A 24,251-nucleotide genomic window follows, 5' to 3' on the forward strand; every position below is an offset into this window, starting at 1 on the left:
GTTTTCATTAGTTTGAATCATCAAGGTACTAAATTTTGTTTATTGCCCTGAGCCTTGGAAAGCCTTTTCCCCAAGCCAACCAATCCCAACGATACCAATGAAAAGGTTGTTGCCAATATCAAAAAGTTGATCAGTAACTGTCCAATACTGATTTCATTAAGATCAACAAAAGGATAAGGATAGAAACCACTTAACAGTCCATGTATTACTGTGTAAATAAAATATACAAGCGGATAAATGAGCCAATAAGGGATTTGTTTCCATTCAACCGCTTTCTTGTCCTCAAAAAGCCACCAAAATACCAAGGCCAATAGGGGATTTAAAGAGTGCAATAATTCATCGGTAAAGCGGGCCATTCCCTGCGGATCCCAAATACCCCGTAAGACAAACTGATACACCAATCCAACCACTAAAATATAGACCGTGATGGCTGTCAGTGTTCCGGATTTTCCCCAGATTTTACCGCGGTCATGTAAATGTGCATGGACTTGAGAACTGAAATAAAGAGCCAACAGTGTATTGGTGAGAATAGTAAAATAGCTGAAAAACCGAAGTGTAGCAGTTCCAAGCGTAAATGGTGTGGATTCCAGCATGATCCAATACTGCATGGAAACTGAAGACCAAGCAATAAAAGCAAATATGTAGGCAAGTTCCCTTCTCATTCTTGATTTAAAAGTCTGTAGACAAACAAAGTTGACCGCTTTAAAAGATCAGGATACTCCTTCATATTGATAGTTTCAGCAGGAGAATGCGCACCAGTTCCTGAAGCACCCAAACCATCAATACAATCCAGATAATCTGCTACATAAGAAATATCTCCAGCTCCCCTAGATCCAGGGTCTCCAGCTTTTACTGCTCCGAGTCCCATATCCAAACTGACCCTGTTAAGTACATCCACCAGCGCATAGTTGCCCGAAGTCGGTGGCATAGATGGAATTCCATCTTTAAATACAATCTCGGCGGTAGTTCCATTTAGATTGGCAGCTACAATTTTTCGCATCTTCTCCCTGGCAGCTTCTTTTTGTGGCTCTCCGAGAAACCTTAAGTCACCCGTTACCAAAGCTTCCCTGGCCACAATATTCGTTTTGCCCAAAGCCTTACCTTCCCCCGAAATTTCGTCATAACCGATATCAGACCCACCAATAAACTGCCCCGGATTGAAAGTAAGGTACTGTTCACCTGCCAATTCTTCCCTGAAAGCATTGAGTATTCTAGCTGCTTCATATATTGCTCCGTATCCGACCGATTCTCTAAAAACGCCAGAGGAATGCACTTGTCTGCCTGTGGTTTTTAGAGTCCAACCACTTGCCCCTCTTCTGGCCACTGTGGCAATATTGAAACCTTGGGCAGTTTCATATCCCAAAGCATAATCGTGCTGTTTGGCCCTTTCAACAAAATCCAATCTGCTGACCCAACTTGGATCCCCTGCATTTTCTTCATCTCCTGTGAAATACACTGTTATGGTTTTATCCTCCAATAAACCCAACTCATCCAATGCTTTTAAGGTGGCAAATATCATTACATTGCCTCCCTTCATATCGTTTACACCCTGACCTTTGGCTGTATTTTCATCCACCATGGTGAAGGGGTAAAAAGGCATGTCTTTTTCAAAAACAGTATCCAAGTGACCAATGAAAAAAAGCTTCTTCCCACTTTTGCCTTTCTTCGTAGCCACAAAATGTCCCGCCCTTCTCAATGAATCCGGCAATGTAACCCACGTTGTCTCAAAACCAATTTTTGCAAACTCCCTTTCGAATACTTTTCCCACTTCCCTGACCCCTTCCAAGTTAAAGGTCCCAGAATTAATGTTGACCGTTTCTTCGAGTAAGGCAATGGTTTCTTGATAATTCCTATCGATGATTTCCAGAAGCTTTTCTTCGGCATCAGAGAGTTGTTGAGAAAAAACACTGGTTGTCAACAACATAAGCACAAGAACTAATTTACTTTTCATGAATTGGGCAGTTTAAAATTTTATTTTTTAAGTTTTGGTACTTTTTTTGAAAGCCAAATACTGTTGTAATGTTGGATTTTGAAGAATAATCACCCCAAATTTGCAAACAAGGCCTCCATTGGAAAGTTACAACATGGAATTAAGATGCTTTGAATATAGGGCAAAAAATCAATTTTTCAGACCTCGTTTACATGAGGTAAGAAAATTTGATGAAAACAAAAACTCAATAATCCGTTGAATTATAACAAACCAAACTGATTTCCGCTCAATATGAAAAAAAATACATTCCTTAACCTTTTATTGGGAATATCCCTGACATTTCTGGCCTCCTGTGCTGGTGAAACAGAAAAAATAACCATTAATTCCCCAGAATTGCGCCTTTCTGCGGAGGGACCTTTATTTGAAGGGGCCAATACAGCAACAGCATCTTGGGAATTTGATTTATCCGCATTGATTGGTAAGACGGAAGAAGATTTAACAGCTGTGAAAAATGCCAAACTCACCCAGGTCGAAATTTCATTAGAAGATGGGGAGGGCTTACCGGGGATTGAAAAAATGGTATTCGAGATGACTTCAAAAAATACGCCGATGACGCGCTTGGGATTATATCAGGGAAAAATTGATCCCGGAAAATCCTTTGTTCTGAACCTGGCAGACAAGCAGGAAAAACTTGCTTCTGCTTTTGAGGATGGCAAAATCACTTTTGTGGGAGACTTTGACCTTTTGGAAGAAGAGTACTGGGAGGATATTCATTTCAGCTTAAAGGCAACATTTGAATTGGAAATTAAAAAGTAAACCTAAAATAAATAATACACAATTATGAGAAAGCTACTGTTAACACTTGGATTTTGCCTGATGGCGATCTTTGTATTTGCCCAAGAAGCAGATGACATTGTCGGCGTTTGGGAGCCTGGGCATGGTAAAGCAAGGGTGAAAATTGATAATATTGATGGAAAATATTATGGAAGAATCGTATGGTTAAAAGAACCCAATGATCCTGAAACAGGGGAACCTAAAACCGATGTCAACAACCCGGATAAAAGTATGGCCAATGTACCTTTGAGAGGTTACAGAATCCTGAAAGATTTCGAATACAAGGGGAAAGGTGAGTGGGCAGAAGGCACCATTTATGATCCTGAGACAGGTAATACTTATAGCTCCGTCATTACCTTTAAAGATGAGAACACCTTGGATATCCGAGGGTATGTGGGTGTAAAAACATTTGGCAGGTCTGACACTTGGAGAAGACTTAAGGTAAGGTAATCGCTCTGGATTGATGAAAAAAATAATTTGGATTTTACTTCCGCTTCTATTTATTGCTCCTTTTTTCAGTAATGCTCAGGATGAAGATGAAGAGGACTGGAGCATGTATGATGATCTAGAACTTGTCGATGAAGGAGAGGTTAAGCGCTATGCAAAGCCTACCATCGTAGGTTTAAGCCCTACACGGTTTTTTAGCGTTTCATATGATATGCAAACTCCCTACACCATGAACCTGTCTGCGGCAAGATTTCCTGCCAGTCAGGGTACTGGCTGGGGTGTAGATGAGACTGCCCCGATCAGCGAATCAGGTAGGGTAAATTTTACAGGAGGCATGCGTTTCAATTCCAACATTCCAATCATTTCTAAAAGTAACCTGGTTTGGCAGAGTGGGTTGAACTACATGCGGGTAGGTTATAACATTACCGATATTGAAGCAGATGGAAATGCTTCGGGATTGGCAAGTATTCTCAATGAGAATGGATTGAATAACCTCAATTGGACCAACACTTTTTTTGTTCCTATCAGTGAGGAAAACTTCTTTATTTTCCAAGGTTCACTAGACATGAGCGGTGACTTCGGTTTTTCTTTACAACCTTTCAACACCATTCGTTGGAGTTTGGCAGCTGTATATGCCAAGAGAGTCAGTGAAAGAAAACGCTGGGGACTCGGTCTTGCCAGAACCTATAGGGTAGGAAACCTAAACTATGTCCCTGTGGTCATGTATGATGTGACCAGCGCAGATAGAAAATGGGGCACTGAAATCCTGTTCCCAGCTAGGGCCCATGGTAGATATAACTTCAACAAGGATGCCCTTTTATTATTTGGGTATGAGTTGGAGGGGCAGAGTTACCGGATAGACCAGTTTTCCGTAGGCAACAACAGCTATGAAATCCGAAGAGGGGAACTGCGCCCTAGAATAGAGCTTCAGCGCAAAATCTCAGGACCTTTCTGGGCACATTTTCAGGCAGGGTACAGGATGGATTGGACGTTCAATGCCGATGAACTGGAGGGAAGCAGAGAATTCTTCAGAGGCTTCTTTGGCACTCAAGATTATGGCATGATCAATAACCTGACCAATACCGTCTATTTCAACATAGGGATCAGTTTCGTTACCCTATAAATAATCTCAAATCCCTTTGAAAAAGAGGCTGTCTCCATAAATTGAGACAGCCTCTTTTTTATTTTAAAGTATTTCTGACAACTGTTTGATCTCGATGAACTTAGCGCTAAATTGCTACTACCATCAAAGATAATTATGAAAAACCGCTCCTATTTTTCCCCTGCCATATTGGTAATGGCCTTTATCGTATTTTTTTCATCCTGCAGGGACAAAGAGGAACCTGTGGTCTCCCCCATTGTAGGAACATGGAGTTATAGTACATTTCAACTTGACCTCCAGGTAAATGGCCAAACCTTGGAACAGTTCTTAATCTCATTGGGAGCGACACCGCAGGAGGCCGAGGCTTTGGCCAATCAAATTAGAAATGATTTTTTCTCAAATGCAGATTTTGCCGGTACTGTTTTACAGTTTAAAGCTGATGGAACTTATGAAATTACAGTGAATGGAAGGTTGGACGAATCGGGTACTTATGAACTCAGAAATGGGAACACCCTTTTAAGGCTGACCTCTGATAGTGAAACCCAGGAATTCCAGGTCAAAGAACTGACCAATAGTCGTCTGACCATCTTACTTGAAGAAGAAGAAAGTGGTGATTTCTTTGAAGAAGGATCTCCTGTATTGGTTAAGTTACAGTTGGAACTCAGCTTTGTGAAATAATCGAAATAAATTCAAGTTGGGTTTTCTTCCTTATGGTCATTCTACCATGATATCTGTAAACCATATAAAGCGCATTCCATCTGCGTTTTTATGTTCCGTTGCAAATTTCACTCCTTGGAATTCTTTTTCATTTTCCCAGGTAAAAGGGCGTCCATCCGGTCCATTTCCTCTTCGAAAGACCCATTCCCGAATCATGAAATTTTCATCCAAATATAGATCATAAGCGTCACCGGGAGTATAACCATCTTCATCATTGTATACCACAATCAGCTTTGTGCTCAAAACACCTGAAATAGGAGCGGCCACCTCTTCCTCTACCGTGTAGGAATAGCCTTCATCCCATACCAGTTGAAAAGGATACATCAACCAATACTTGTCATTGATGAACCCTTTATCTGCTGGAGGCATTTCATCTGCAGGTAATTCCAAGCTATAAGTGTAACTGGTGTCAGCATCTGCATAGTAAACAGTACGGTCTTTAATATTCCATTTCCAGTCCCTGGTAACAACCCGAGATGAATCTACCTGCACATTCCAGGTATAAGCAATGCTGTTCAAGCGGTCAAATTGATCAAATCCATAAGCCTGTGCCACTTTCATAGGCAAAGAAGGTTCCTCTGATTTAGGCCCACAAGCGTGAAAAGCCAAGAGTCCAATTAAAGATGCAATGATTGTCTGTATTTTCATGATGCCTTTATGTTTAGTGAAAGAATAAATACAATTTAGGGTATAAGCTAATTTGAGGCCCTTAAGTTGGACCAAGCTTGGAATTTCCTCCGCTCAAACAAGGTGTATAAGGGCTTTATCAGGGGAATCCATCGATTGACCAATAATACAAACCTGAATAAAGTAGAGGGGTAAATGTATTTTTTGTTTTTTGCTACCCCCTTGAGCATATATTCAGCAGCCCTTTCGGCTGACTGAACAGGATAGGCTTGAGGTATGTTTTTACCTGCCATCACAAAGAAGGAAGTAGCTGTAGAGGCAGGATAGACCAAAGTCAACCAATCTCCATCCCCCTCTGCCCTTATCCCTTCAGCCAATTGATGCATAGCGGCTTTACTGGCACTGTAAACTGAGTATCCTGGTACAGTCCAATAAGACACAGCAGATGCAGTTACGATCAAACGGAAAGGACTGCTCTGCCTTTTTTTTAATGCTTTTCCGGTCAAAAATGGAACCGTGACATTAATTCTGAAAATATCCTCAAGTTTTTTTTCATCGACCTCATGCCAATGTCCATAAGTACCAAACCCAGCATTAGCAAAATACATATCAACCGTATTCCACATCGCAAATGCTTTTTCCATAACCTCCTCCACTGCGCCCTCTTCTAATAAATCTATGTGAACCACCATTATTTCCGGATAGACTTTTTGCAGAAATTTTAGTCCCTCCTCTGAAATATCCACTGCCAATATGGAATTGTCTTTGGCTAATTTTTGAACCAAAGCCTTACCTATACCAGATGCAGCCCCTGTGATCACAATATTTTTATTGCTGATGCTCATAAATCTCGGATAGGGGGAAATGCATGGTAAAAGGATTTACTTTAAAACAAAAAAGAGGCTTAACCTTGGAAATATCCGGGAACCGGCTGGATTCTACATTCAACTTTTCTATATGCGCCAATTTTGCCCAACCTGAACCACCGGGGTCAGTCCGGTATGCATTTCCACCCAAAATCTGATGCAAACGAATTGGCAGCAATTTTGTCGTGGCAGGAAAGGAAATCCCCCTGCTTTTAACTTTACAGAATAAAATAGGGTCCTCTTCCGTACCTATGCCTATGGTATCTTCATCCCCTTCTGTCTGCCAAATGATAGGAACAGTCTCCTTTGGTATGCCCCAATTATAACGTCCATTCTCGGTACTTGCTTCCGAATCAACAAAAATATGGGAAATGGATTGTCTTTTTTGAGGTGCATATTTCCCTGGAATGATGAGAAGTTCCTTATATGGACCAACCGGGGAATTATGGTAATTGACCAACATCACAAAGCCCAGCCCTCCCTTATAACTTTTTGATGATCCCAATTCCCATAGACCATTTTGTACTAACCAGTCCTTTTTAAATTTGTATACCATAATGATCCCCTCACCATTTAACTGCCAAGGTGGTGGATAATGTGTGCTTGGTTTTATGATCTCCATTAAATCTTTCACATTCAAAATATTCAGCGCATATTTAATCTTCTGTATGCTGACTAATAGGGCGAGGGACTGATACTGGTCCAACCCCCATCGATGATCAAATTTTGGCCGGTAATATGTCTGGCTTCGTCAGAAACAAGAAACACAGCAGCCTCAGCAATATCCTTTTCATAAGCAGGCCTCCCCATAGGTGTAATGGATGACCAGGTACTTTCGTAGTCTTTGTCCATCGAAGTCCTATTGGTGAGGGTGGCTCCAGGAGCAATGGTATTGACATTTATCCGGTATTCGGAAAGCTCGATGACCAAATTCTTGGCCAACATCTCTATTCCTGCCTTGCTCATGGCATAGGCAGCCAGGTTTTTATGGGCCTGATGGGCTGTGACAGAAGAAGTGAACAATAATGAACCCCCACTCTGCTGCTTTTTCATCAACTGGGCTGCGGCTTGGGCCAAAAAGAAAGTTCCGGCCATATTGACACGCATCACCTCCATAAAGTCATCAAATTCATATGCCCAAAAATCTCCATATAGGGTTATTCCTGCATTAGCGATAGCTATATCCAACCTACCAAACTGCTTTTCAACCAACTGCATCATTTCTAGGATGGTTACTGGATCCCCTGCATCCCCGGATATGCCCATCACCATACCTTTTGCTACTTTCATCAATTTTTTAACTCCATCATCGGTAAGGCTTTTTTCAATATCATTTAGTATGATATGATGGCCTTTAATGGCAAGTAATCGGGCGATTTCCAAGCCTATTCCTTGTCCAGCCCCTGTGATTAAAATGATTTTTTGATGATTTTCCATGGCTTAATTAGTGAGAATCTCTTTTCACCTCTGGCCCTGATGCCCCTACTAAGAAATCAAAATCAACACCTTCATGCGCTTGATTCACATTTTGGATAAATAGGTTTACATAACCCCTATCATAGCCCAGGTTCATTGACTTAAAGGATGTCCTGCGCTCTTCCAGTTCTTCTTCTGATACTTCCAACATCAAACTTCTATTAGGCACATCGAGTGTGACCCAATCCCCATTTCTTACCAGTGCCAAGTTTCCTCCAATAGCAGATTCAGGAGATACATGTAAAACTACGGTTCCAAAGCCAGTACCACTCATTCGTCCATCAGAAATTCTAACCATATCTGAAATCCCTTGGGCCAGAATTTTTGCAGGTAGAGCCATATTGCCAACCTCAGGCATTCCAGGATAGCCTTTTGGCCCCACATTCTTCAAGACCAAAACCGATTCAGGCGTGACATCCAATTCCGGATCATCTATTCTTCTTTTATAATCATCTATATCTTCAAACACTACCGCCTGACCACGATGCTGCAACAGGGAAGGAGTGGCAGCTGAAGGCTTCAAAACCGCTCCATTGGGACAGAGATTGCCTTTGAGCACAGCAATGCCCGATTCTGGCTTGAATGGTTTCTCCAATGTCCCGATCAAATCCCTATTGTAACAAGCTGCATCTGCGATGTTTTCACCAATGGTTTTCCCGTTGACGGTGATCAGATCCCTATGCAGAATGTTTTGGATTTCTTTCATCACCGCAGGCATTCCCCCAGCATAGAAAAGGTCCTCTACAAAGTGCTCACCCGAAGGCTGGATATTGGCAATCAAAGGAATATTGGCGGAAAATTTATCAAAATCCTCAATATCCAATTCTACTCCAATCCTTCTTGCTATAGCCAAAAGGTGGAGAATAAAGTTAGTGGATCCACCAATAGCTGCATTGACCATTATGGCATTTTCAAATGCCTTCCTTGTCAGTATATCGGTCATTTTCAGATCTTCCTTGACCATTTCCACTATCCTCATGCCTGCCATGTGGGCAAGCACCTTTCTTCTGGAGTCTGCCGCTGGAATGGTGGCATTATCTGGCAAAGCAAGACCCAAGGCTTCCACCATGGCAGCCATTGAGGAAGCTGTTCCCATTGGTGCACAATGCCCCCTAGATCTTGACATGGCCGCTTCAGCAGCTACAAATTCCTCCTCAGAAAGCTCTCCTTTTTTGTATTGTTCGGCAAACCTCCATACATCAGAAGTACCTATTTTCTTTCCTTTAAACCAACCTGCCAACATAGGACCCCCAGAGACCACCATGGTAGGCAAATTCACACTGGCTGCCCCCATCACCAAGGAAGGAGTAGTTTTATCGCAGCCACAGAGCAATATCACCCCATCCATAGGATTGGCACGGATGCTTTCTTCCACATCCATACTGGCCAGATTTCTGAACAACATGGCAGTTGGTTTAATAGAACATTCTCCCAAAGACATCACAGGAAACTCCAAGGGAAAACCTCCTGCTTCCCAAACCCCTCTTTTGACCGCCTCCGCCAATTCTCTAAAATGGGCATTGCAAGGTGTCAGTTCGGAATAGGTATTACAGATGCCAATTACAGGCTTTTCTCCTTCAAAGAGGTGATGGGGCAATCCCTGATTTTTCATCCAAGATCTATAGATAAAGCCATCTTTACCTTTTCTTCCATACCATTCCTGGCTCCTTAATTTTTTTTCTTTCATAGCAAATAGGTTTGACAAGAGTTAAAATTGGTCAGAATTTAAGAAAAGTTTTGGGTTAAACTCAATGCAGAAATGAAAATGTGAGGAGAGGTTAAATATTGGTCTCCGAATTCAAATCTTATTTTTAAAAAATCCAATGGCTCTGAACGGGGCAGGGAAATTCATCACCAATAAAAGCTAATTATTTCCTACCTTTAAACCATAAAACCACATTGCCTCTTCTTCATTAAAAAATCTAAGCACACATGTTTATTTTAGATAAAGATCACAGCCTTGCTTTGGAATTTATGTCTGAAATCCGGAATGTCCATACCCAACATGATCGGTGGAGATTCAGGAAAAACCTGGAACGTCTCGGAGAAATCATGTCCTACGAGATATCTAAAAGCCTGGATTACCAGGAGGCAACTATTAAAACACCCCTTGCTGAAACCCAAATCAAAAAATTGAAAGAAAAGCCAGTGCTCATAAGCGTGCTGCGTGCTGCCATCCCCTTTTATCAGGGCTTTTTAAATTATTTTGACCAATCTGACAGTGGTTTTGTTGGTGCTTACAGGAGAAGCGAAAAAGAGGAACTTCAAGAAGTGGAAATTGATTTTCTTTATCAGGCAACTCCAAATTTGGAGGGAAGAGAAGTGATTTTAATTGACCCGATGTTGGCCACGGGAAAGTCTTTTGTCAAGACCATTCAAAACCTGCTTGCCAACGGAACCCCCAGCATGATCCATATAGCAAGCGTCATTGCAGCACCTGAGGGAGTAGCTTATATTCAAAACCATATTGAATTACCCTATAAAATCTGGACGGTGTCCCTGGATGATCATTTGAATAACAAATCGTATATAGTACCTGGATTAGGCGATGCGGGTGACCTATGTTTTGGAGATAAGGTCTGATCTGTTATGGTATATATCTTACTTATTTTGGGATTGCTGATCTTGCTGGCCGGGGGCAAATATTTGGTAGATGGTGCCGCCGCCATCGCCTCCAAGTTTGGTTTAAGCCCAGGTCTTATTGGCCTGACCATTGTGGCCTTTGGTACTTCCGCACCAGAACTATTGGTCAGTATTAACGCCGCACTGAAGGGCAATAGTGATATTGCTATTGGCAATGTGGTGGGTTCAAATATCTCCAATATCACCCTGGTACTTGGCATCAGTGCTTTGTTGTACCCCATCATCATTTTCCGCTCTGTCCTCAAACTGGATTATTTTGCCACCCTTGCGAGTTCTTTGCTTTTTTACCTGCTTTCCTTGAATGGAGTAATCAGCAGAACAGAAGGCTTGATTTTATTCCTGTTGATGATTGCATTAAATGTTTACTTTTTCCGAAAATTGAGTGGAAAGGAGTTTGAAAGCAGCGAAGAGGATGAAAAACTTAAGAAGCAACCATTTTGGAAGGCTTTTTTCCTTCTTATGATTGGAATCATTGGTCTGTATTTTGGCTCTGATTTATTTGTAGATAATGCAGTTAACATTTCGAAAATATTCGGTGTTAGCGAAAGAATCATAGGCATAACCGTTATAGCTATAGGAACCAGTCTTCCCGAGTTGGTCACTTCGGTAATTGCTGCCATCAAAAAGGAGACAGATATTGCTATAGGAAATATTTTAGGGAGTAATATCATGAATATCTTATCCATTATTGGCATTACAGCAATGATCCAACCCATAAGCGTGTCGGATGACTTCTTGAGACAAGACTTTCTCTGGATGATAGGCTTTACAGTACTCCTGTTTCCCATTTTAAGGACCCATTTGAAAATTTCTCGCTGGGAAGGAGTACTTTTGTTCTTGTTATACGGTGTTTATCTATACGCCATCCTCTAATGGAATATTTCTTCAAATTCATCGCCATCTGGTTTACCTGCCTGTTCAAATTTATCGCAGGCCCAATTTTGGGCGCCGCGGCAAATTATAGCCTTCTGGAAATAATCATGGTTACAGTGGCAGGCATGATGAGCTCTGTAGCCATGGTGACATTTTTGGGCGATTGGTTTAAATCCCACTGGACACTGAAGGTATCCGAAAAAAAGTTTACAAAAAAGAAGCGAAGAATCGTCAAAACCTGGCAGAAATTTGGACCTGGAGGTATAGCTGCCCTGACACCAATTATCCTCACTCCGATAGGTGGCTCAATCATTCTCACAGCCTTCAATGTACCCCGAAGGGTAATAATGACTTATATGTTAACAAGTGGGTTGATTTGGTCCTTAGTTTTGGGAAGTTCCATCAATTGGCTTTTATCCATACCATTTTTTGATTTTTTACTCCGGTAAAGTCTCATCAGGTAATATTTCAATATCCTGAATCAAAACCCGCTTTGCAATTTCTTGACCTGTCAAGGTAGCTGCCAAGCCTCCCATGGCAGTTTCTTTATACCTGGACTCCATGCTTGACCCTATTTCTCCCATAGCCTCCACACACTCATCCACAGGAATGACCGCACTTACCTGTGCCAAAGCTATTTGTGCCGAACTGTTGGCAATGGCTGCAGCACTCGCATTTCTTACCACACAAGGTATTTCAACCAGTCCGGCCACTGGATCACAAACCAATCCTAACATGCATTGAATGGTAATGGCTACAGCATTGAAAACTTGATCAACATCTCCCCTCAAACAGTGCACAATAGCCCCTGATGCCATGGCCGCTGCCGAGCCCGTCTCTGCCTGACATCCACCCACAGCACCGGCAAGACTAGCTTTTTCCTCTATTATCAAGGCTATACCAGCACCTACCAACAGTCCTTCCAGAATTTGCCTGTCTGATAATCCGTGAATTTCCTGTAAAGTATATAGAGTACCAGGCAATATTCCTGATGCACCTGCAGTAGGGGCTGCCACTACCCTTCCCATACAGGAATTGACCTCTTTGGCCGCAAGTGCTCTTGATATTAGTTTTTGAAATTCAGGAGACAAAACAGTCACCGGATGCCGGTAAACCTTTTTTGCACCATTGTTGATCATGCCGGATCTGGAAATCATTTCCTCCTTCAGTCCAGTTTCCACTGCATCCTTCATCACAGTATAGGCCTTGAGCAGCCCTTCCCAAATGGCTTCTTCTGTTTTGCCTTTCTGAACTACCTCATACTCGATAACACTGTCAAATAAGCTTATTTGCTTATTTTCACAATAGGCTTTCCAGCCGCTAAAACTTTCAAAAAGATAACTCATGGTCAGATTTGGGTTTATTTTGGACGCAATTTGGCTAAAACCACATCATAAAGCAAAATCAAAATTTTCCGACTTTGGTTCCCAATTCTACCTCCTAACCATCAGTCCCCAACCTGAACGACCTTCCCCTTCATTCTCACTGGTTCAAATGGTCTGGCTATCCTTGGTATAAAATTCCTGGCAAAAAGATCCTTCCGGATTTGAAAAGGAAATACCTGAGTCGTGGCACCAAAAGCCAAATGAGATGGAGCAATAACCTCAAATTCAGCACCGGTTTTGAGACCTGTAATGACCAAATCCAAAAAGTCCAGGTTATCAGACCTTCCTAAGGCAAATTGAAATGGATTTGACTCATTGGTGATTTCTGAAATAGACTCAGCTTCTCCCAATTGGAACAATTGAAACGTAAAAAAGACCATGTCGTCCGGCCCCGCAGCAGGGCTATCTGCATCTCCCTCTGACAAAATCTTCAGATAAAGCCCCTCTTCTGTTCTCTGAAATCCTTCTAAGTTATTTGCCTCCAAATAATTGACCATCAGCGCCTCCTCTATTTCCTCAATGTCTTGACGTTTATAGATTTTGGCGTACTTGACCCTTATATTTAAATTTGAATTGGGGAAAATCAACTGTTGAAACCCATAGTCTTGATAAGCCAGATATGATGGGACAAACAATTGAAGGGTTTCACCTTCACGAGCCAATCCTGAGGCAAAGTTCATAGCCCTAGGTATTAACCCTCCTTCACGGTGGGCGAAAAGCTTTGGCGGTAAGCTTTCATCTAAATAAGAGGCAATAAGCTGTCCCTGTAAGGTCTTTATCTCAAAATACACACCAATGGTATCACCGTTTTGAATATTTTTGGCATCTTCTATCTCTAATTCCTTCAAAAAATAAAACCCAAGCGGAGTGACCTCAGCATCAATATTATTTCTTTGCAGATGCTCCTTGACCAATCGATCGTCCCGCTCTACGATTTTTTCAAAATCTGATTCGAAACTGTTAAAACAACTACTCAAAACCATCAGAGTAGCGATCACCAAAATGCTAAATCTTACTTTCATATAATGATACTTATTTTTTTAATTGGAAGTTCATCCTCAGGTTAAGTCCTCCAATAGACATTTGCTGCCCTAAAAAGGTCTGCCTGCCCAAAGAAGTTTTGTAAAAAGGTTCGACCGATATAAAAGTCCCGTTACTGAGACCATACTCATATCCAAACCCGAAATTAATCATTTGACCCATAGTCTCATTTCCACTCAAATTATCTGGTCTGATGGTCTGACTAAAGGTCTGAACGAGGTCTTGCTGAGGGCCAAACATAGCACCCATATTAGCAGTATTGACGGTGCTGACGTTCCTTTGGTTTAGAAAAAACATATTGGAAACACCAGTCAGCACATAAAGCCCGGCATTCTTCCCATCCATAACCTGATATTTGAGGTTGATAGGTACTTCCAATTGCCCAAAGCGAAGCTCACTACTGCTGTTGATCACATTATTACTGATGGAAGATGCCCGAAAAGCACTAGCTATGTCTGAATTTTCCATCAAGAAATTATTTAGGTTATTTCCAGGATCCAGGTTTTGACTGACATATGCCATTCCTAAGTCAATTTTTAGTTTTTTACCCAAAGGAATTTCAGATATCAAACCCGCCCCCAAGTTTAAGGATTGGTTGGAATTATTAACAGCCTGCGGGATAAGCATCATGCCGAGCTTTATAGGATGATCCGTTTCTTTTGACTTTTCATCGAAAGCAGGGTTTGCTTCACCAAGCCACTCACTGATAGCTGCTTTGGCTTCTTCATCGTCCATCATAACCAAAGCAGTAGTATTTGAAGTGATCAGGTTATTGGTAATCATTTCTTTTTCAGGAACTAATCTTGTTTCAATTTCCTTCTTGGACGCTGTTTCCGAGTTTAAAGTTACTCCTTCGGTTAAATAATTGAGTTGCTCAGACACCATCTCTTCTTTTTCATCCTCAAGGATTGGGGTCGAAACAGGATTGACAACCAACATTCCATCTGTATTACCCGGACTCGGTTTTTTTGCATCTTTTTTAGGAATACCGGTCGCTGCTTCGGTAAATTCCGGGGCCAATTGATGCTTGGGTGATGAGTTTGGTACCGCAAGTTCTGTAGGGTTATCTGCAACCTGTAGATTCTCTCGTGAAATAGGCATCAACCAATAGAACAAAAAAGCAGCTCCCATAATGACAGAGACAGCCGCAGCTCTCAAAAGCCATGGCTTATCACTTAAACCCTTTTTGGGTATAAAATAAGCTGCAGATAGCTTGTCCCAAGCTTTGGGATCATAGGGCTCCTGATAGTTTTCAAAGGAGTCTTTGATCTTCTTTGCCAGTCTTTTATCGAACTGCTCCTTCATTTTTTATCTGATTGATTTCCAATACTTTTTCTCTTAGCTTTTGTTTGGCCCTGGCCAAATAGGTACGTGAAGTACTGGAAGGAATTCCTAAACTTTCTGCGATTTCTTGATGTGCAAAACCTTCTATTTCATACATATTGAACACTAACCTAAGCATTTCGGGAAGACTCCTAAGCATTGCCAAAATATCTTCTCTCGAAAGCTGACTGATAATTTCAGGTTCGTAACTTTCCGTATTGGCATGCTCGATATCCATGGCAGAAAAGTGCTTCATGTTTTTCCTGTAATAATCGATGGAAGTATTGACCAATATCCTTCTAAACCAAGCCTTAAAAGGATAATTACCATCCTGTTGGGTCAGTTTATCAAACACCTTCATAAAACTGTCATTGACAATTTCTGCGGCATCCTCTCTGGTATTGGAGTAGCGCAGTGCAATGCTCATGGCATAGCCAAAGAAATGCCTATAAAGCATTTCCAAAGACTTTGGGTCTCCGTTCTTGGCTTTTTGAATGAGTTGTTCTTCCAATCTGCAGGTTACTGTTCCGCCACTTTTTGTTAAGACGGAATATTTTGTCTATATGCTACAAGTGCTTGAGAAAAAAATTAAAAATTAAAATGCACGGTCTGCTTAATGTCAGGATGAAGGCTCAGCGCCACAGGACAAGTTTTCGCGGCGTTTTTCAACTTCTGCAAAAATGCAGGACTACCTACAGGTTTTTCCCAATGGAATTCCACGATCACCTCAGCAATTCTTCTTGGGTCTGATTGCATGACTTTGGTAATTTCCCATGTTAATCCCAGCAGAGACATCCCATCCCGCTCTGCGACAATTCCCATAATGGTTACCATACAACTTCCTAAAGCAGCAGCAACTGTATCTGTGGGAGAAAATGCTTCCCCTTTTCCGTTATTGTCCAATGGCGCATCAGTGATCACCTCTTGACCGGATTGTAGATGGATCATTTTAGTACGAAGATTTCCTTCATAGGAACTTTTAATAGTTGCCATAAACTCTTACTTTTATTTTCGGTTTAATAACTTACAGACCAAAATAACGTTAATTTCCTGAGTATTTGAAGATGAAAGGTATAAAATACATAGTGACTGTCTTTTTGACACTTAATGCCTTTTGGCTTTATGCTCAAAGAGAAGATGCCGGTAACTACGATTATGATATCGAAATGCTTTTCGGGGTCAACAAAAACACAAATGGTGGCCTCATTGGAGGTTTTTCCTTCAAATACGGATTCCGGTTAGAAGACAATCAATTCCAGTTCTTTGGTATTGACCTGGCCAATGTTAAAGACCCCAGAGAAGTGAGGTACAACACGGTATTGGGAAATTCTTATATTTTCGGAAAAACAAATTATCTGTATGCCATCCGCCCCTATTATGGAAGGGAATTGATACTTTTTAAAAAAGCGCCTCAACAAGGTGTACAGGTTTCAGTTTTGGGTGCAGTAGGGCCCAGCATAGGCATCATAGCCCCTTACATCATACAGTACCAGGTCAGCCGGTTGGAAACAGTGCGCGAACAGTACAATCCTGAGGTTCATCAGAGCAGGTTCAATATACTGGGACCAGGCAGAATTTTTGAAGGAATGGGCAATTCGGATATTGCTTTTGGTGGCAATGCCAAAGCAGCTGTATATTTTGAGTTTGGAGTTTTTAGATCTAATGTGACCGGTTTGGAACTCGGTTATCAATTAGAAGGTTTTACTAAGGAAATTCCCTTGATGGCAACCACAGATAGCCGACAGATCTTCCAGTCGGTTTATTTTACCTTTTTCTATGGATTCCGCAAATAGATTGGGTTTATTGGCCTTTGGGAAGTAATTTTGCAAACAGATTAATTGAGAAAGAAATGATTGAACTACCTGTAATATCCGAGGAGGCAACTAAAAGAAAAAAACCAGACTGGTTAAGGGTCAAATTGCCTGTTGGAAAAGAATATGCCAAGGTTCGAAAATTGGTAGATGAACATAAACTGCATACCATTTGTGAAAGCGGTAATTGTCCCAATATGGGTGAATGCTGGGGTGCAGGTACAGCTACTTTTATGATACTTGGCAATGTCTGCACACGGTCCTGCTCTTTTTGTGCCGTAGCGACAGGTAGGCCTCCGGAATATGACACAGACGAACCCAGAAGGGTAGCTGAAGCCATCAAACTGATGGGGGTCAAGCATGCTGTTATTACTTCTGTAAATAGAGATGAGTTAAAAGACCGAGGGGCTGAAATTTGGTATCAAACGGTTACGATGACCAAACAATTGTCACCTGAGACCACCATAGAAACCTTAATTCCAGATGTGAAAGCAAACTGGGATGCCCTTTACAGAATGATTTCAGCAGGCCAGGAAGTCGTATCCCACAACATGGAGACAGTTGAAAGGCTGTACAGAAGGGTAAGGCCACAGGCTAAGTATTCCCGTTCTTTGGAGCAAACAAAATTGACCAAGGAGTATGGTAAAAGAACTAAAACTGGGATCATGCTGGGTTTGGGGGAAACCAAAGAAGAGGTATATAAAGCCATGGATGATTTAGTAGCCCACGGCTGTGATATCCTAACATTAGGTCAGTACCTACAGCCTACCAAAATGCATATAGAGGTAGCGGAATTTATCCATCCTGATTTATTTGCACACTACAGAGAAGAAGGATTGAGAAGAGGGTTGAAATATGTGGAATCCGGACCTTTAGTTAGGTCATCTTACCATGCTGAAAGACACGTGAATGTGTAATGTAGATACAAAAACATAAAAAAAGAGGGTGTGATTTTTGGTCACATCCTCTTTTCGTTTTTTAGCGCCATGAATTATTTCAAATATGCTGACAGCATCCATACTGTCTTTTCTTTGGCAGTGATATAATCGCTAATTAGCGTCACAGTACCCTCATCACCTTGTTCTGCAGCAGTCTCCAATACCTCTCTTTCCAACTTCAGTAAGGTATTCAGGTTATCCCTGGTAATTTCTACCATCTCCTTGGCATCGGTAACTTTTTTTGCTTCTTCGATTTGAGAATTTTCAATGAATTCCTCAAAAGAAGAAAAAGGCCTAACACCCAATGTTAGAATTCGCTCTGCCACTTCATCAATCCCTTCGAAGGCCTGATTGTAAAGCTCCTCAAATTTGGCATGCAACTCAAAGAAATGAGGGCCCGTCACATTCCAGTGGAAATTTCTAAGATTCTGGTAAAATACCTCATAATTGGCCAATAATTCATTTAACTTTTCTACCAAAGCTTTACTTTCTTTTATCTTCAATCCGATTTCGTTTGTTCTCATAATAGTTATATTTATGGTTAAAATTCATTATAAATATAGCAAAAATGAGGCCATAAGGAAAGAAAAGATATTATGTCAGATTGATAATATCTATGGAAGAATGGAGTTTTCTATTAAGTTTATGGCCTTAATTTATATACCCATGAAAAACAGACTACAGGATTTTTCAGCCTTAGATTTGTACAGCAATCAAGGCCGTATCAAATGGCTCGTTGTCATATGTGCCGTAGTAATTAGCTTTGGGTCTATTTTTTATACCAATAAATTAGTGGATGAACTTAAGGAAAGGGAAAAAAGGCAAATAGAACTTTTGGCCAAAGCCTGGGAATATGCCTCTATTTATACTGACAATCTGACATTTATTAACCAGGAGATCATCCAGCAAAACACTTCCATTCCCGTAATCGTGGTGGATGGAGATGAAAACCCTATCGACTTTAGAAATATTAACTTCAAAAACAAAACCGCTCCTGAAGACCAAGCTAAAGTTTTGCAGCTGGAATTATTGAAAATGAAAGCTCAATATGAACCCATTCCCACAGAGGATGCATTGGTTTATTACAGAAACTCAGAGCTATTGACTTCCCTCCGGTTTTATCCTTATGTCCAACTTTCAGTGATTTTATTTTTTGGAATTTTGGCCTATGCGGTATTTAATCAATCCAAGGTTGCCGAACAAAACCGGGTCTGGGCAGGCTTGACCAAAGAAACCGCACATCAGTTGGGTACGCCTATTGCCTCTTTGATGGCTTGGATTGATTACTTAAGAAACTCTCCTGTTTGGGAAGAAAATAAAGAGGTCATTCAGGAAATGGACAAAGATGTGGTCAAATTGAGAATGGTTACTGAACGTTTCAGTTCTATTGGCAGTAAACCTTCAATTCAGCCTGAAAATGTATTTTCAGTCATCGATGATGCCATTGCATATCTCAGGCCCAGAATTTCCTCAAAAGTGAACATCAAAGTAAATGGCTACGGCAACCAAGTAGAAGCCATGATGAACCGACCCCTTTTTGAATGGGTGATCGAAAATATCTGTAAAAATGCTGTCGATGCCATGAAAGGACAGGGAAGTATCTCCATAGATATCATCAAAGAAAGTGAGCAATTTGTCATTATCGATATCTCGGATACGGGAAAGGGAATGGAGAAAAGTATGTTCAAAAAAGTCTTCTCCCCAGGCTTTACCACCAGACAAAGGGGCTGGGGACTTGGACTTACCCTAGCTAAAAGAATCATCGAGGGATACCATAGGGGAAAAGTTTTTGTCAAACAATCAGAATTAGGTAAAGGAACCACTTTTAGGATTGTGCTTCATGGAAGCCTGGAAGGCATCAGCAAATTCCAGAGGGAAGACTTTGTGGGACAAAGTGTATAGGGAAATTTTATATAAAAACGAAACTTTTCTAAGTTATTAAAGTAAATTAGGGTAGGAAATGTTTTCCACTAAAATTAATCCGATAAGTCATGATTCGAAAAAATATAATTTTACTTTCATTTATTTTTGGAATACCCTTTTTTACGCTTGCACAGCATATCAACAAACGCCCTCCCTTGGTGGATTTGCAGGAAATCAAAGAAATCACTGTTTTTTACCCAAGCTCCCGAATTGAAGTAGTAGGCAAAGGAATGGAGCAAATGCACTATGATTCTGCCTCTTTTTTGTCCGCAACTTTGAACTTGGACATCATTCATGATAAGAAAGATATTTTCGAGCAGGTATACTTTTACCCCAAAGAAGACATCCCAGCGTATGATTTGTTTACACTTGACCTGATGGAATTAGCCAAAAAAACTTCATCAGGTGCTCCTTTTGAGGACCTCAGGGTAAGTCCCTCCCTATATTCTTTGATGGAAAATTTGGACACACGTTTTAGTATGCTGATTTACCATGATGGGTTTGTCAGAAAAAAAGGAAACATGACGGGGGAAATGTTTAAATCCATTGGAATTGGCGTGGCAACAATGGAGAATTACGCACCTATTCCAGTCTCATACGTTTCAAATGTTTTCATATTCATTATGGACAGAGAACTTGGGCATGCGGTTTTGGCCAAAAAATATGAAGGGGATGAAATTCATCCTTTAAAGAAAAAGACACTTGCCAAACAATACAAATACCTATTCAAGGATTTTAACTAAAATCAACTTAAAAGAATCACTTGTTCCAGAACGGGTTTTCACCAACCATTACCTTTTACTATTTGGACTTTTTATAAAGCCTGTAAGTATTTGCTCCAGCCATTTCCATACCAATGGAATAAGCCCTACCTTTGCAGCCTGAAAAAAGAAAATCAGGACATTAGATGAGTTTGACCAAAGAAATACAGAAGCGACGGACCTTTGCCATTATTGCCCACCCGGATGCCGGAAAGACCACCTTGACCGAAAAATTATTGCTTTTTGGGGGCGCCATACAGACTGCCGGTGCCGTCAAATCCAACAAGATTGATGTGGCGACCAAATCCGATTGGATGGAAATTGAAAAGCAAAGGGGTATCTCTGTTGCCACCTCCGTGATGGGTTTTGAATACAAAGGTGTCAAAATCAATTTGCTTGACACACCAGGTCACCAGGACTTTGCGGAGGATACTTACAGGACACTGACCGCTGTGGACTCTGTCATCATGGTCATCGACTGCGTCAAAGGGGTCGAAATACAGACAGAAAAACTCATGGAGGTTTGCCGGATGCGCAATACACCTGTAATCTGTTTCATCAACAAACTGGACAGAGAAGGAAGGGATCCTTACGAACTTCTGGACGAAGTGGAAGAAAAACTAAATATCCAGGTGCGCCCCCTTTCCTGGCCCATTGGCATGGGAAAAAGTTTCAAAGGGGTATATAACCTTTTTGATAAAAAACTGAATCTCTTTACACCAAGTCAACGAAAACTGAGCGATGACCGCAACATTATAAATAACCTGGAGGATGGGCAGTTGGATGGCCTAATTGGTCAAAATGCTGCCAACCAATTAAGGGAAGATGTGGAGCTGATTGAGGGGGTTTACCCTGAATTCGACCCCAAAGATTATTTAGAAGGGAAAATTGCTCCTGTTTTCTTTGGTTCGGCGGTCAACAACTTCGGTGTCAATGAAATGTTGGACACATTTATCAACATTGCTCCGGCACCAAAAAGCCGCAATGCAGAAGAAAGGGAAGTAAAACCTGATGAGCCTAAATTTTCAGGCTTTGTATTCAAGATCCACGCCAACATGGATCCCAACCACCGAAACAGAATTGCCTTCTTAAGGATATGCTCTGGAAAATTTGAGCGTAATAAGCCCTATAACCATGTCAGAGGGCCTAAGCCACTGAGATTTTCCAATGTCACCCAGTTTATGGCCCAGGACAGGGAGATTGTGGATGAGGCTTTCCCTGGAGATATCATTGGTCTTTATGACACAGGAAACTTGAAAATCGGTGATACGCTGACCGAAGGAGAAAGCCTAACTTTCAAGGGTATCCCAAGCTTTTCCCCTGAAATTTTCAAAGAAGTCATCAATAAAGACGCCATGAAAACCAAACAATTGGAGAAAGGGCTCAAACAATTGATGGAAGAAGGGGTGGCCCAGTACTTTACCTATGAAATGGGTAATAGAAAAGTAGTGGGCACCGTTGGGCAATTACAGTTTGAGGTGATCCAGTTCAGGCTGAAGCACGAGTACAATGCTTCTGTGGAATTCGCTCCGATGAATCTATACAAAGCCTGTTGGATCAGCAGCAAGGATAAAAAACAGTTGGATGAGTTTGTCAGGTCCAAAAATAGGCATATCGCAAAAGACAAAGATGACAAATTAGTCTTTATGGCTGAATCAAGGGCTTGGTTACAGATGGTTCAGGACAACTATCCTGAAATTGAATTTCACTTTACTTCGGAGTTTTAGACTCCAAATTACATGAAAACACCCGTCTGTTTACCTAACTAAAAGTTAACATAAAGGTGTTTTTTACTTATCTTTATGCATTATGAAAAGAAAACCATTTACAGTGGTCTATGAGGACAACCACCTTTTGGTTGTAAATAAAGCAGCTGGCATATTAGTACAGGGAGACAAAACCAAGGACAAAACCCTGACTGATTATTGTAAAGCCTATATCGCTGAGAAATACAAAAAACCCGGAGCAGTATTCTTACATCCAGTACACCGCTTGGACAGGCCTGTCAGTGGCTTGGTGGTGTTTGCCAGAACTTCCAAAGGACTGGAAAGGATGATGGAGGTATTCAGAAAAAGGGATATCCACAAGGTCTATTGGGCCATTGTCAAAAAAAGACCAGATGAAGAGACAGGAAAACTCACCCATTGGCTTGTCAAGGATGAGCAGAGAAATGTGGTGACTGCCTATGACAAAGACGTGGTGGGTTCTCAAAAAGCCGAACTCAACTACAAAACCTTGGGAAAACTCAATGACCATTGGTTGTTGGAAGTCAGGCCAATCTCAGGAAGGCCCCACCAAATCCGGGTGCAATTGGCCTCTATGGGTTGCCCCATCCGTGGAGACCTGAAGTATGGCTTCCACAAACCCAATCCGGATGGCAATATCAACCTGCACGCTTTTCACCTGGTATTTGTTCACCCTATTAAAAAAGAAAAACTGTACCTAAGAGCGGCTTTACCTGAAGAGGCCTTCTGGGAACAGTATCTGGAATTTGAGCCTGTCAAAGCCAAGGACCAGCATTTGGACAACACCTTTAGTGGATGATTGGAAGAATCAGAATTTCGAAAGTGAGAGGTCGGATTTCGGAAGCAAAGTTCTTTTAACGTAGAGGAAAATCGGTAATAAAAAATCACGAAGTCATGAGAAATATTATTGTAGTCTTTGCTGCCTTACTGTTCATTTTCTCCTGTTCTCCAAAACAGGAACCCAAAACTATTTATTTGGTGAGACATGCAGAAAAGCAACTGGTAGGAGATGACCCGGAATTAAGCGTGGCGGGGTCTGCCAGGGCTAGAAAACTGGCCCAGATTTTAGCTGACCAACAAATTGAACATGTATTCAGCACTGACTTTATTCGCACAAAAGCTACGGCACAGCCATTGGTAGATGCCCAGGCCAGCTTAAGCATTGAACTTTATGATGTCAAAAAACATGATGACTTGGTTAAAGCACTCCGCAACCGAAAGGGCAATGCCCTGGTAGTTGGGCATAGCAACACCATCCATCATGTAGCCAATTATTTTGTAGAGAGCGGCGACATATTCCCGGAACTGGAGGACATTGAATACGATTTTATCTTTGTAGTCACCTTGCAAAAAGATGGACGTTCAAGGGTAGAAAGAAAGGTATATAAAGACTTTTAAATATTTAATTTGATTTTTCGAGATTGTTCATTCAACTATCACCCACACCCTGAGCCAAAGCTACAAATGTCCACCGGACATTTGCTTTACGCTTTGTCCTCCATTGATATGCTGGAATTGGCTTGGGAGGTTTAGGGCCTACGTGGCTAGAACCTGACCAATTCAAGTTTCAATCCTTGTTATGGTGGAATTGGTAGTAGATTCAACTGCCGCCCACATCCTGGCCCAAAGCTACAAATGTCCACTGGACATTTGCTTTACGCTTTGTCCTCCATTGTTATGGTGGAATTGGCTTGGGAGGATATTACTTTGCTTTTTCTTATGTTACTTTAACTGAGTTTCAATCCTTGTTGTGGTGGAATTGGCTGGGGAGGTAGGGTGCTTCTAATGTGATAACATTGTAGTCTCCGT

27 protein-coding genes are annotated in these 24,251 nt (G+C 41.4%); 14 read left to right on the top strand and 13 right to left on the bottom strand.

From position 1 onward, the window contains the following. Positions 1 to 20: 20 nt before the first annotated feature. Positions 21 to 662, bottom strand: a complete 642-nt coding sequence (locus tag B879_RS12020; RefSeq protein ID WP_009185454.1) for a Pr6Pr family membrane protein — start codon at positions 660 to 662, stop codon at positions 21 to 23. Continuing rightward, the gene (locus B879_RS12025; RefSeq protein ID WP_009185455.1) at positions 659 to 1,951 is read right to left on the bottom strand and encodes a M20/M25/M40 family metallo-hydrolase; all 1,293 of its coding nucleotides are present in this window, start codon (positions 1,949 to 1,951) and stop codon (positions 659 to 661) included. Before B879_RS12025 ends, B879_RS12020 begins: the two co-directional genes overlap by 4 nt. Before the next feature lie 270 nt (positions 1,952 to 2,221). Here B879_RS12025 and B879_RS12030 point away from each other — a divergent pair, with 270 nt between their 5' ends. From B879_RS12030 to B879_RS12045, 4 genes are all read left to right on the top strand, one after another. Beyond that, positions 2,222 to 2,746 (top strand): hypothetical protein, encoded by a 525-nt coding sequence (locus B879_RS12030; RefSeq protein WP_009185456.1) that lies wholly within the window; start codon positions 2,222 to 2,224, stop codon positions 2,744 to 2,746. A gap of 24 nt (positions 2,747 to 2,770) precedes the next feature. Then, positions 2,771 to 3,214 carry a DUF2147 domain-containing protein gene (locus tag B879_RS12035; RefSeq protein ID WP_009185457.1) on the top strand — a complete coding sequence of 148 codons (444 nt, stop codon included), beginning with the start codon at positions 2,771 to 2,773 and terminating at the stop codon, positions 3,212 to 3,214. Between the two features lie 13 nt (positions 3,215 to 3,227). Continuing rightward, positions 3,228 to 4,334 (top strand): DUF6268 family outer membrane beta-barrel protein, encoded by a 1,107-nt coding sequence (locus B879_RS12040; RefSeq protein WP_009185458.1) that lies wholly within the window; start codon positions 3,228 to 3,230, stop codon positions 4,332 to 4,334. Between the two features lie 135 nt (positions 4,335 to 4,469). Further along, positions 4,470 to 4,991, top strand: coding sequence for a lipocalin family protein (locus B879_RS12045; RefSeq protein ID WP_009185459.1), 522 nt, complete (start codon positions 4,470 to 4,472; stop codon positions 4,989 to 4,991). 36 nt (positions 4,992 to 5,027) lie between these two features. On the opposite strand, the gene B879_RS12050 is transcribed toward B879_RS12045, so the two are convergent. The 5 genes from B879_RS12050 to B879_RS12070 are packed head-to-tail and all read right to left on the bottom strand — an operon-like array spanning position 5,028 to position 9,686. Further along, the gene (locus B879_RS12050; RefSeq protein ID WP_009185460.1) at positions 5,028 to 5,678 is read right to left on the bottom strand and encodes a hypothetical protein; all 651 of its coding nucleotides are present in this window, start codon (positions 5,676 to 5,678) and stop codon (positions 5,028 to 5,030) included. 47 nt (positions 5,679 to 5,725) lie between these two features. Then, on the bottom strand, positions 5,726 to 6,502 hold the full coding sequence (locus B879_RS12055) for an SDR family NAD(P)-dependent oxidoreductase (protein WP_009185461.1): 777 nt from the start codon (positions 6,500 to 6,502) through the stop codon (positions 5,726 to 5,728). Then, a complete protein-coding gene (locus B879_RS12060) occupies positions 6,486 to 7,145 on the bottom strand; it encodes an acetoacetate decarboxylase family protein (protein ID WP_009185462.1) in 660 nt (219 codons plus the stop codon). The genes B879_RS12055 and B879_RS12060 overlap by 17 nt, the downstream gene beginning before the upstream one ends. Before the next feature lie 53 nt (positions 7,146 to 7,198). Then, positions 7,199 to 7,960, bottom strand: coding sequence for an SDR family NAD(P)-dependent oxidoreductase (locus B879_RS12065; RefSeq protein WP_009185463.1), 762 nt, complete (start codon positions 7,958 to 7,960; stop codon positions 7,199 to 7,201). Positions 7,961 to 7,967: 7 nt separating this feature from the next. After that, on the bottom strand, positions 7,968 to 9,686 hold the full coding sequence (locus B879_RS12070) for an IlvD/Edd family dehydratase (RefSeq protein WP_009185464.1): 1,719 nt from the start codon (positions 9,684 to 9,686) through the stop codon (positions 7,968 to 7,970). A gap of 245 nt (positions 9,687 to 9,931) precedes the next feature. Here B879_RS12070 and upp point away from each other — a divergent pair, with 245 nt between their 5' ends. From upp to B879_RS12085, 3 genes are read left to right on the top strand one after another with little or no spacing between them, the layout of a single operon-like run. Next, positions 9,932 to 10,582 carry a uracil phosphoribosyltransferase gene (upp, locus tag B879_RS12075; RefSeq protein WP_009185465.1) on the top strand — a complete coding sequence of 217 codons (651 nt, stop codon included), beginning with the start codon at positions 9,932 to 9,934 and terminating at the stop codon, positions 10,580 to 10,582. A gap of 6 nt (positions 10,583 to 10,588) precedes the next feature. Then, on the top strand, positions 10,589 to 11,515 hold the full coding sequence (locus B879_RS12080; RefSeq protein ID WP_009185466.1) for a calcium/sodium antiporter: 927 nt from the start codon (positions 10,589 to 10,591) through the stop codon (positions 11,513 to 11,515). Beyond that, positions 11,515 to 11,964, top strand: coding sequence for a hypothetical protein (locus tag B879_RS12085; protein ID WP_009185467.1), 450 nt, complete (start codon positions 11,515 to 11,517; stop codon positions 11,962 to 11,964). Before B879_RS12080 ends, B879_RS12085 begins: the two co-directional genes overlap by 1 nt. Here B879_RS12085 and sdaAA read toward each other — a convergent pair. The 5 genes from sdaAA to B879_RS12110 all read right to left on the bottom strand — a co-directional run bounded on the left by sdaAA (position 11,953) and on the right by B879_RS12110 (position 16,257). Continuing rightward, positions 11,953 to 12,861 (bottom strand): L-serine ammonia-lyase, iron-sulfur-dependent, subunit alpha, encoded by a 909-nt coding sequence (sdaAA, locus tag B879_RS12090; RefSeq protein WP_009185468.1) that lies wholly within the window; start codon positions 12,859 to 12,861, stop codon positions 11,953 to 11,955. The two genes, B879_RS12085 and sdaAA, sit on opposite strands and share 12 nt — an antisense overlap. A 101-nt stretch (positions 12,862 to 12,962) precedes the next feature. Continuing rightward, complete coding sequence (locus tag B879_RS12095; RefSeq protein ID WP_009185469.1) at positions 12,963 to 13,922, bottom strand: FKBP-type peptidyl-prolyl cis-trans isomerase; 960 nt, start codon at positions 13,920 to 13,922, stop codon at positions 12,963 to 12,965. Positions 13,923 to 13,932: 10 nt separating this feature from the next. Then, the gene (locus tag B879_RS12100) at positions 13,933 to 15,246 is read right to left on the bottom strand and encodes an outer membrane beta-barrel protein (RefSeq protein WP_009185470.1); all 1,314 of its coding nucleotides are present in this window, start codon (positions 15,244 to 15,246) and stop codon (positions 13,933 to 13,935) included. After that, positions 15,227 to 15,775 carry an RNA polymerase sigma factor gene (locus B879_RS12105; protein ID WP_009185471.1) on the bottom strand — a complete coding sequence of 183 codons (549 nt, stop codon included), beginning with the start codon at positions 15,773 to 15,775 and terminating at the stop codon, positions 15,227 to 15,229. Before B879_RS12105 ends, B879_RS12100 begins: the two co-directional genes overlap by 20 nt. Before the next feature lie 77 nt (positions 15,776 to 15,852). Then, entirely contained in the window at positions 15,853 to 16,257 is a 405-nt protein-coding gene (locus tag B879_RS12110; RefSeq protein ID WP_009185472.1) for an OsmC family protein, read from the bottom strand. 71 nt (positions 16,258 to 16,328) lie between these two features. Between B879_RS12110 and B879_RS12115 the strand changes: the two genes are divergently transcribed. Next, positions 16,329 to 17,057 carry a hypothetical protein gene (locus B879_RS12115; protein ID WP_009185473.1) on the top strand — a complete coding sequence of 243 codons (729 nt, stop codon included), beginning with the start codon at positions 16,329 to 16,331 and terminating at the stop codon, positions 17,055 to 17,057. A 56-nt stretch (positions 17,058 to 17,113) separates the two neighbouring features. Further along, positions 17,114 to 17,992, top strand: coding sequence for a lipoyl synthase (gene lipA / locus B879_RS12120; RefSeq protein WP_009185474.1), 879 nt, complete (start codon positions 17,114 to 17,116; stop codon positions 17,990 to 17,992). Between the two features lie 74 nt (positions 17,993 to 18,066). On the opposite strand, the gene B879_RS12125 is transcribed toward lipA, so the two are convergent. Continuing rightward, positions 18,067 to 18,537, bottom strand: a complete 471-nt coding sequence (locus tag B879_RS12125) for a Dps family protein (protein ID WP_009185476.1) — start codon at positions 18,535 to 18,537, stop codon at positions 18,067 to 18,069. Between the two features lie 142 nt (positions 18,538 to 18,679). Between B879_RS12125 and B879_RS12130 the strand changes: the two genes are divergently transcribed. From B879_RS12130 to B879_RS12150, 5 genes are all read left to right on the top strand, one after another. After that, complete coding sequence (locus B879_RS12130) at positions 18,680 to 19,915, top strand: sensor histidine kinase (protein WP_040400620.1); 1,236 nt, start codon at positions 18,680 to 18,682, stop codon at positions 19,913 to 19,915. Positions 19,916 to 20,004: 89 nt separating this feature from the next. Further along, positions 20,005 to 20,679, top strand: a complete 675-nt coding sequence (locus tag B879_RS12135; protein ID WP_009185478.1) for a hypothetical protein — start codon at positions 20,005 to 20,007, stop codon at positions 20,677 to 20,679. A gap of 164 nt (positions 20,680 to 20,843) precedes the next feature. Then, a complete protein-coding gene (locus B879_RS12140) occupies positions 20,844 to 22,424 on the top strand; it encodes a peptide chain release factor 3 (RefSeq protein ID WP_009185479.1) in 1,581 nt (526 codons plus the stop codon). An 82-nt stretch (positions 22,425 to 22,506) separates the two neighbouring features. Further along, positions 22,507 to 23,241 (top strand): RluA family pseudouridine synthase, encoded by a 735-nt coding sequence (locus tag B879_RS12145; protein ID WP_009185480.1) that lies wholly within the window; start codon positions 22,507 to 22,509, stop codon positions 23,239 to 23,241. Positions 23,242 to 23,336: 95 nt separating this feature from the next. Continuing rightward, entirely contained in the window at positions 23,337 to 23,840 is a 504-nt protein-coding gene (locus B879_RS12150) for a phosphoglycerate mutase family protein (protein WP_009185481.1), read from the top strand. The last annotated feature ends 411 nt before the right edge of the window (positions 23,841 to 24,251 follow it).

It is taken from the genome of Cecembia lonarensis LW9 (assembly GCF_000298295.1).
Classification (GTDB): domain Bacteria; phylum Bacteroidota; class Bacteroidia; order Cytophagales; family Cyclobacteriaceae; genus Cecembia; species Cecembia lonarensis.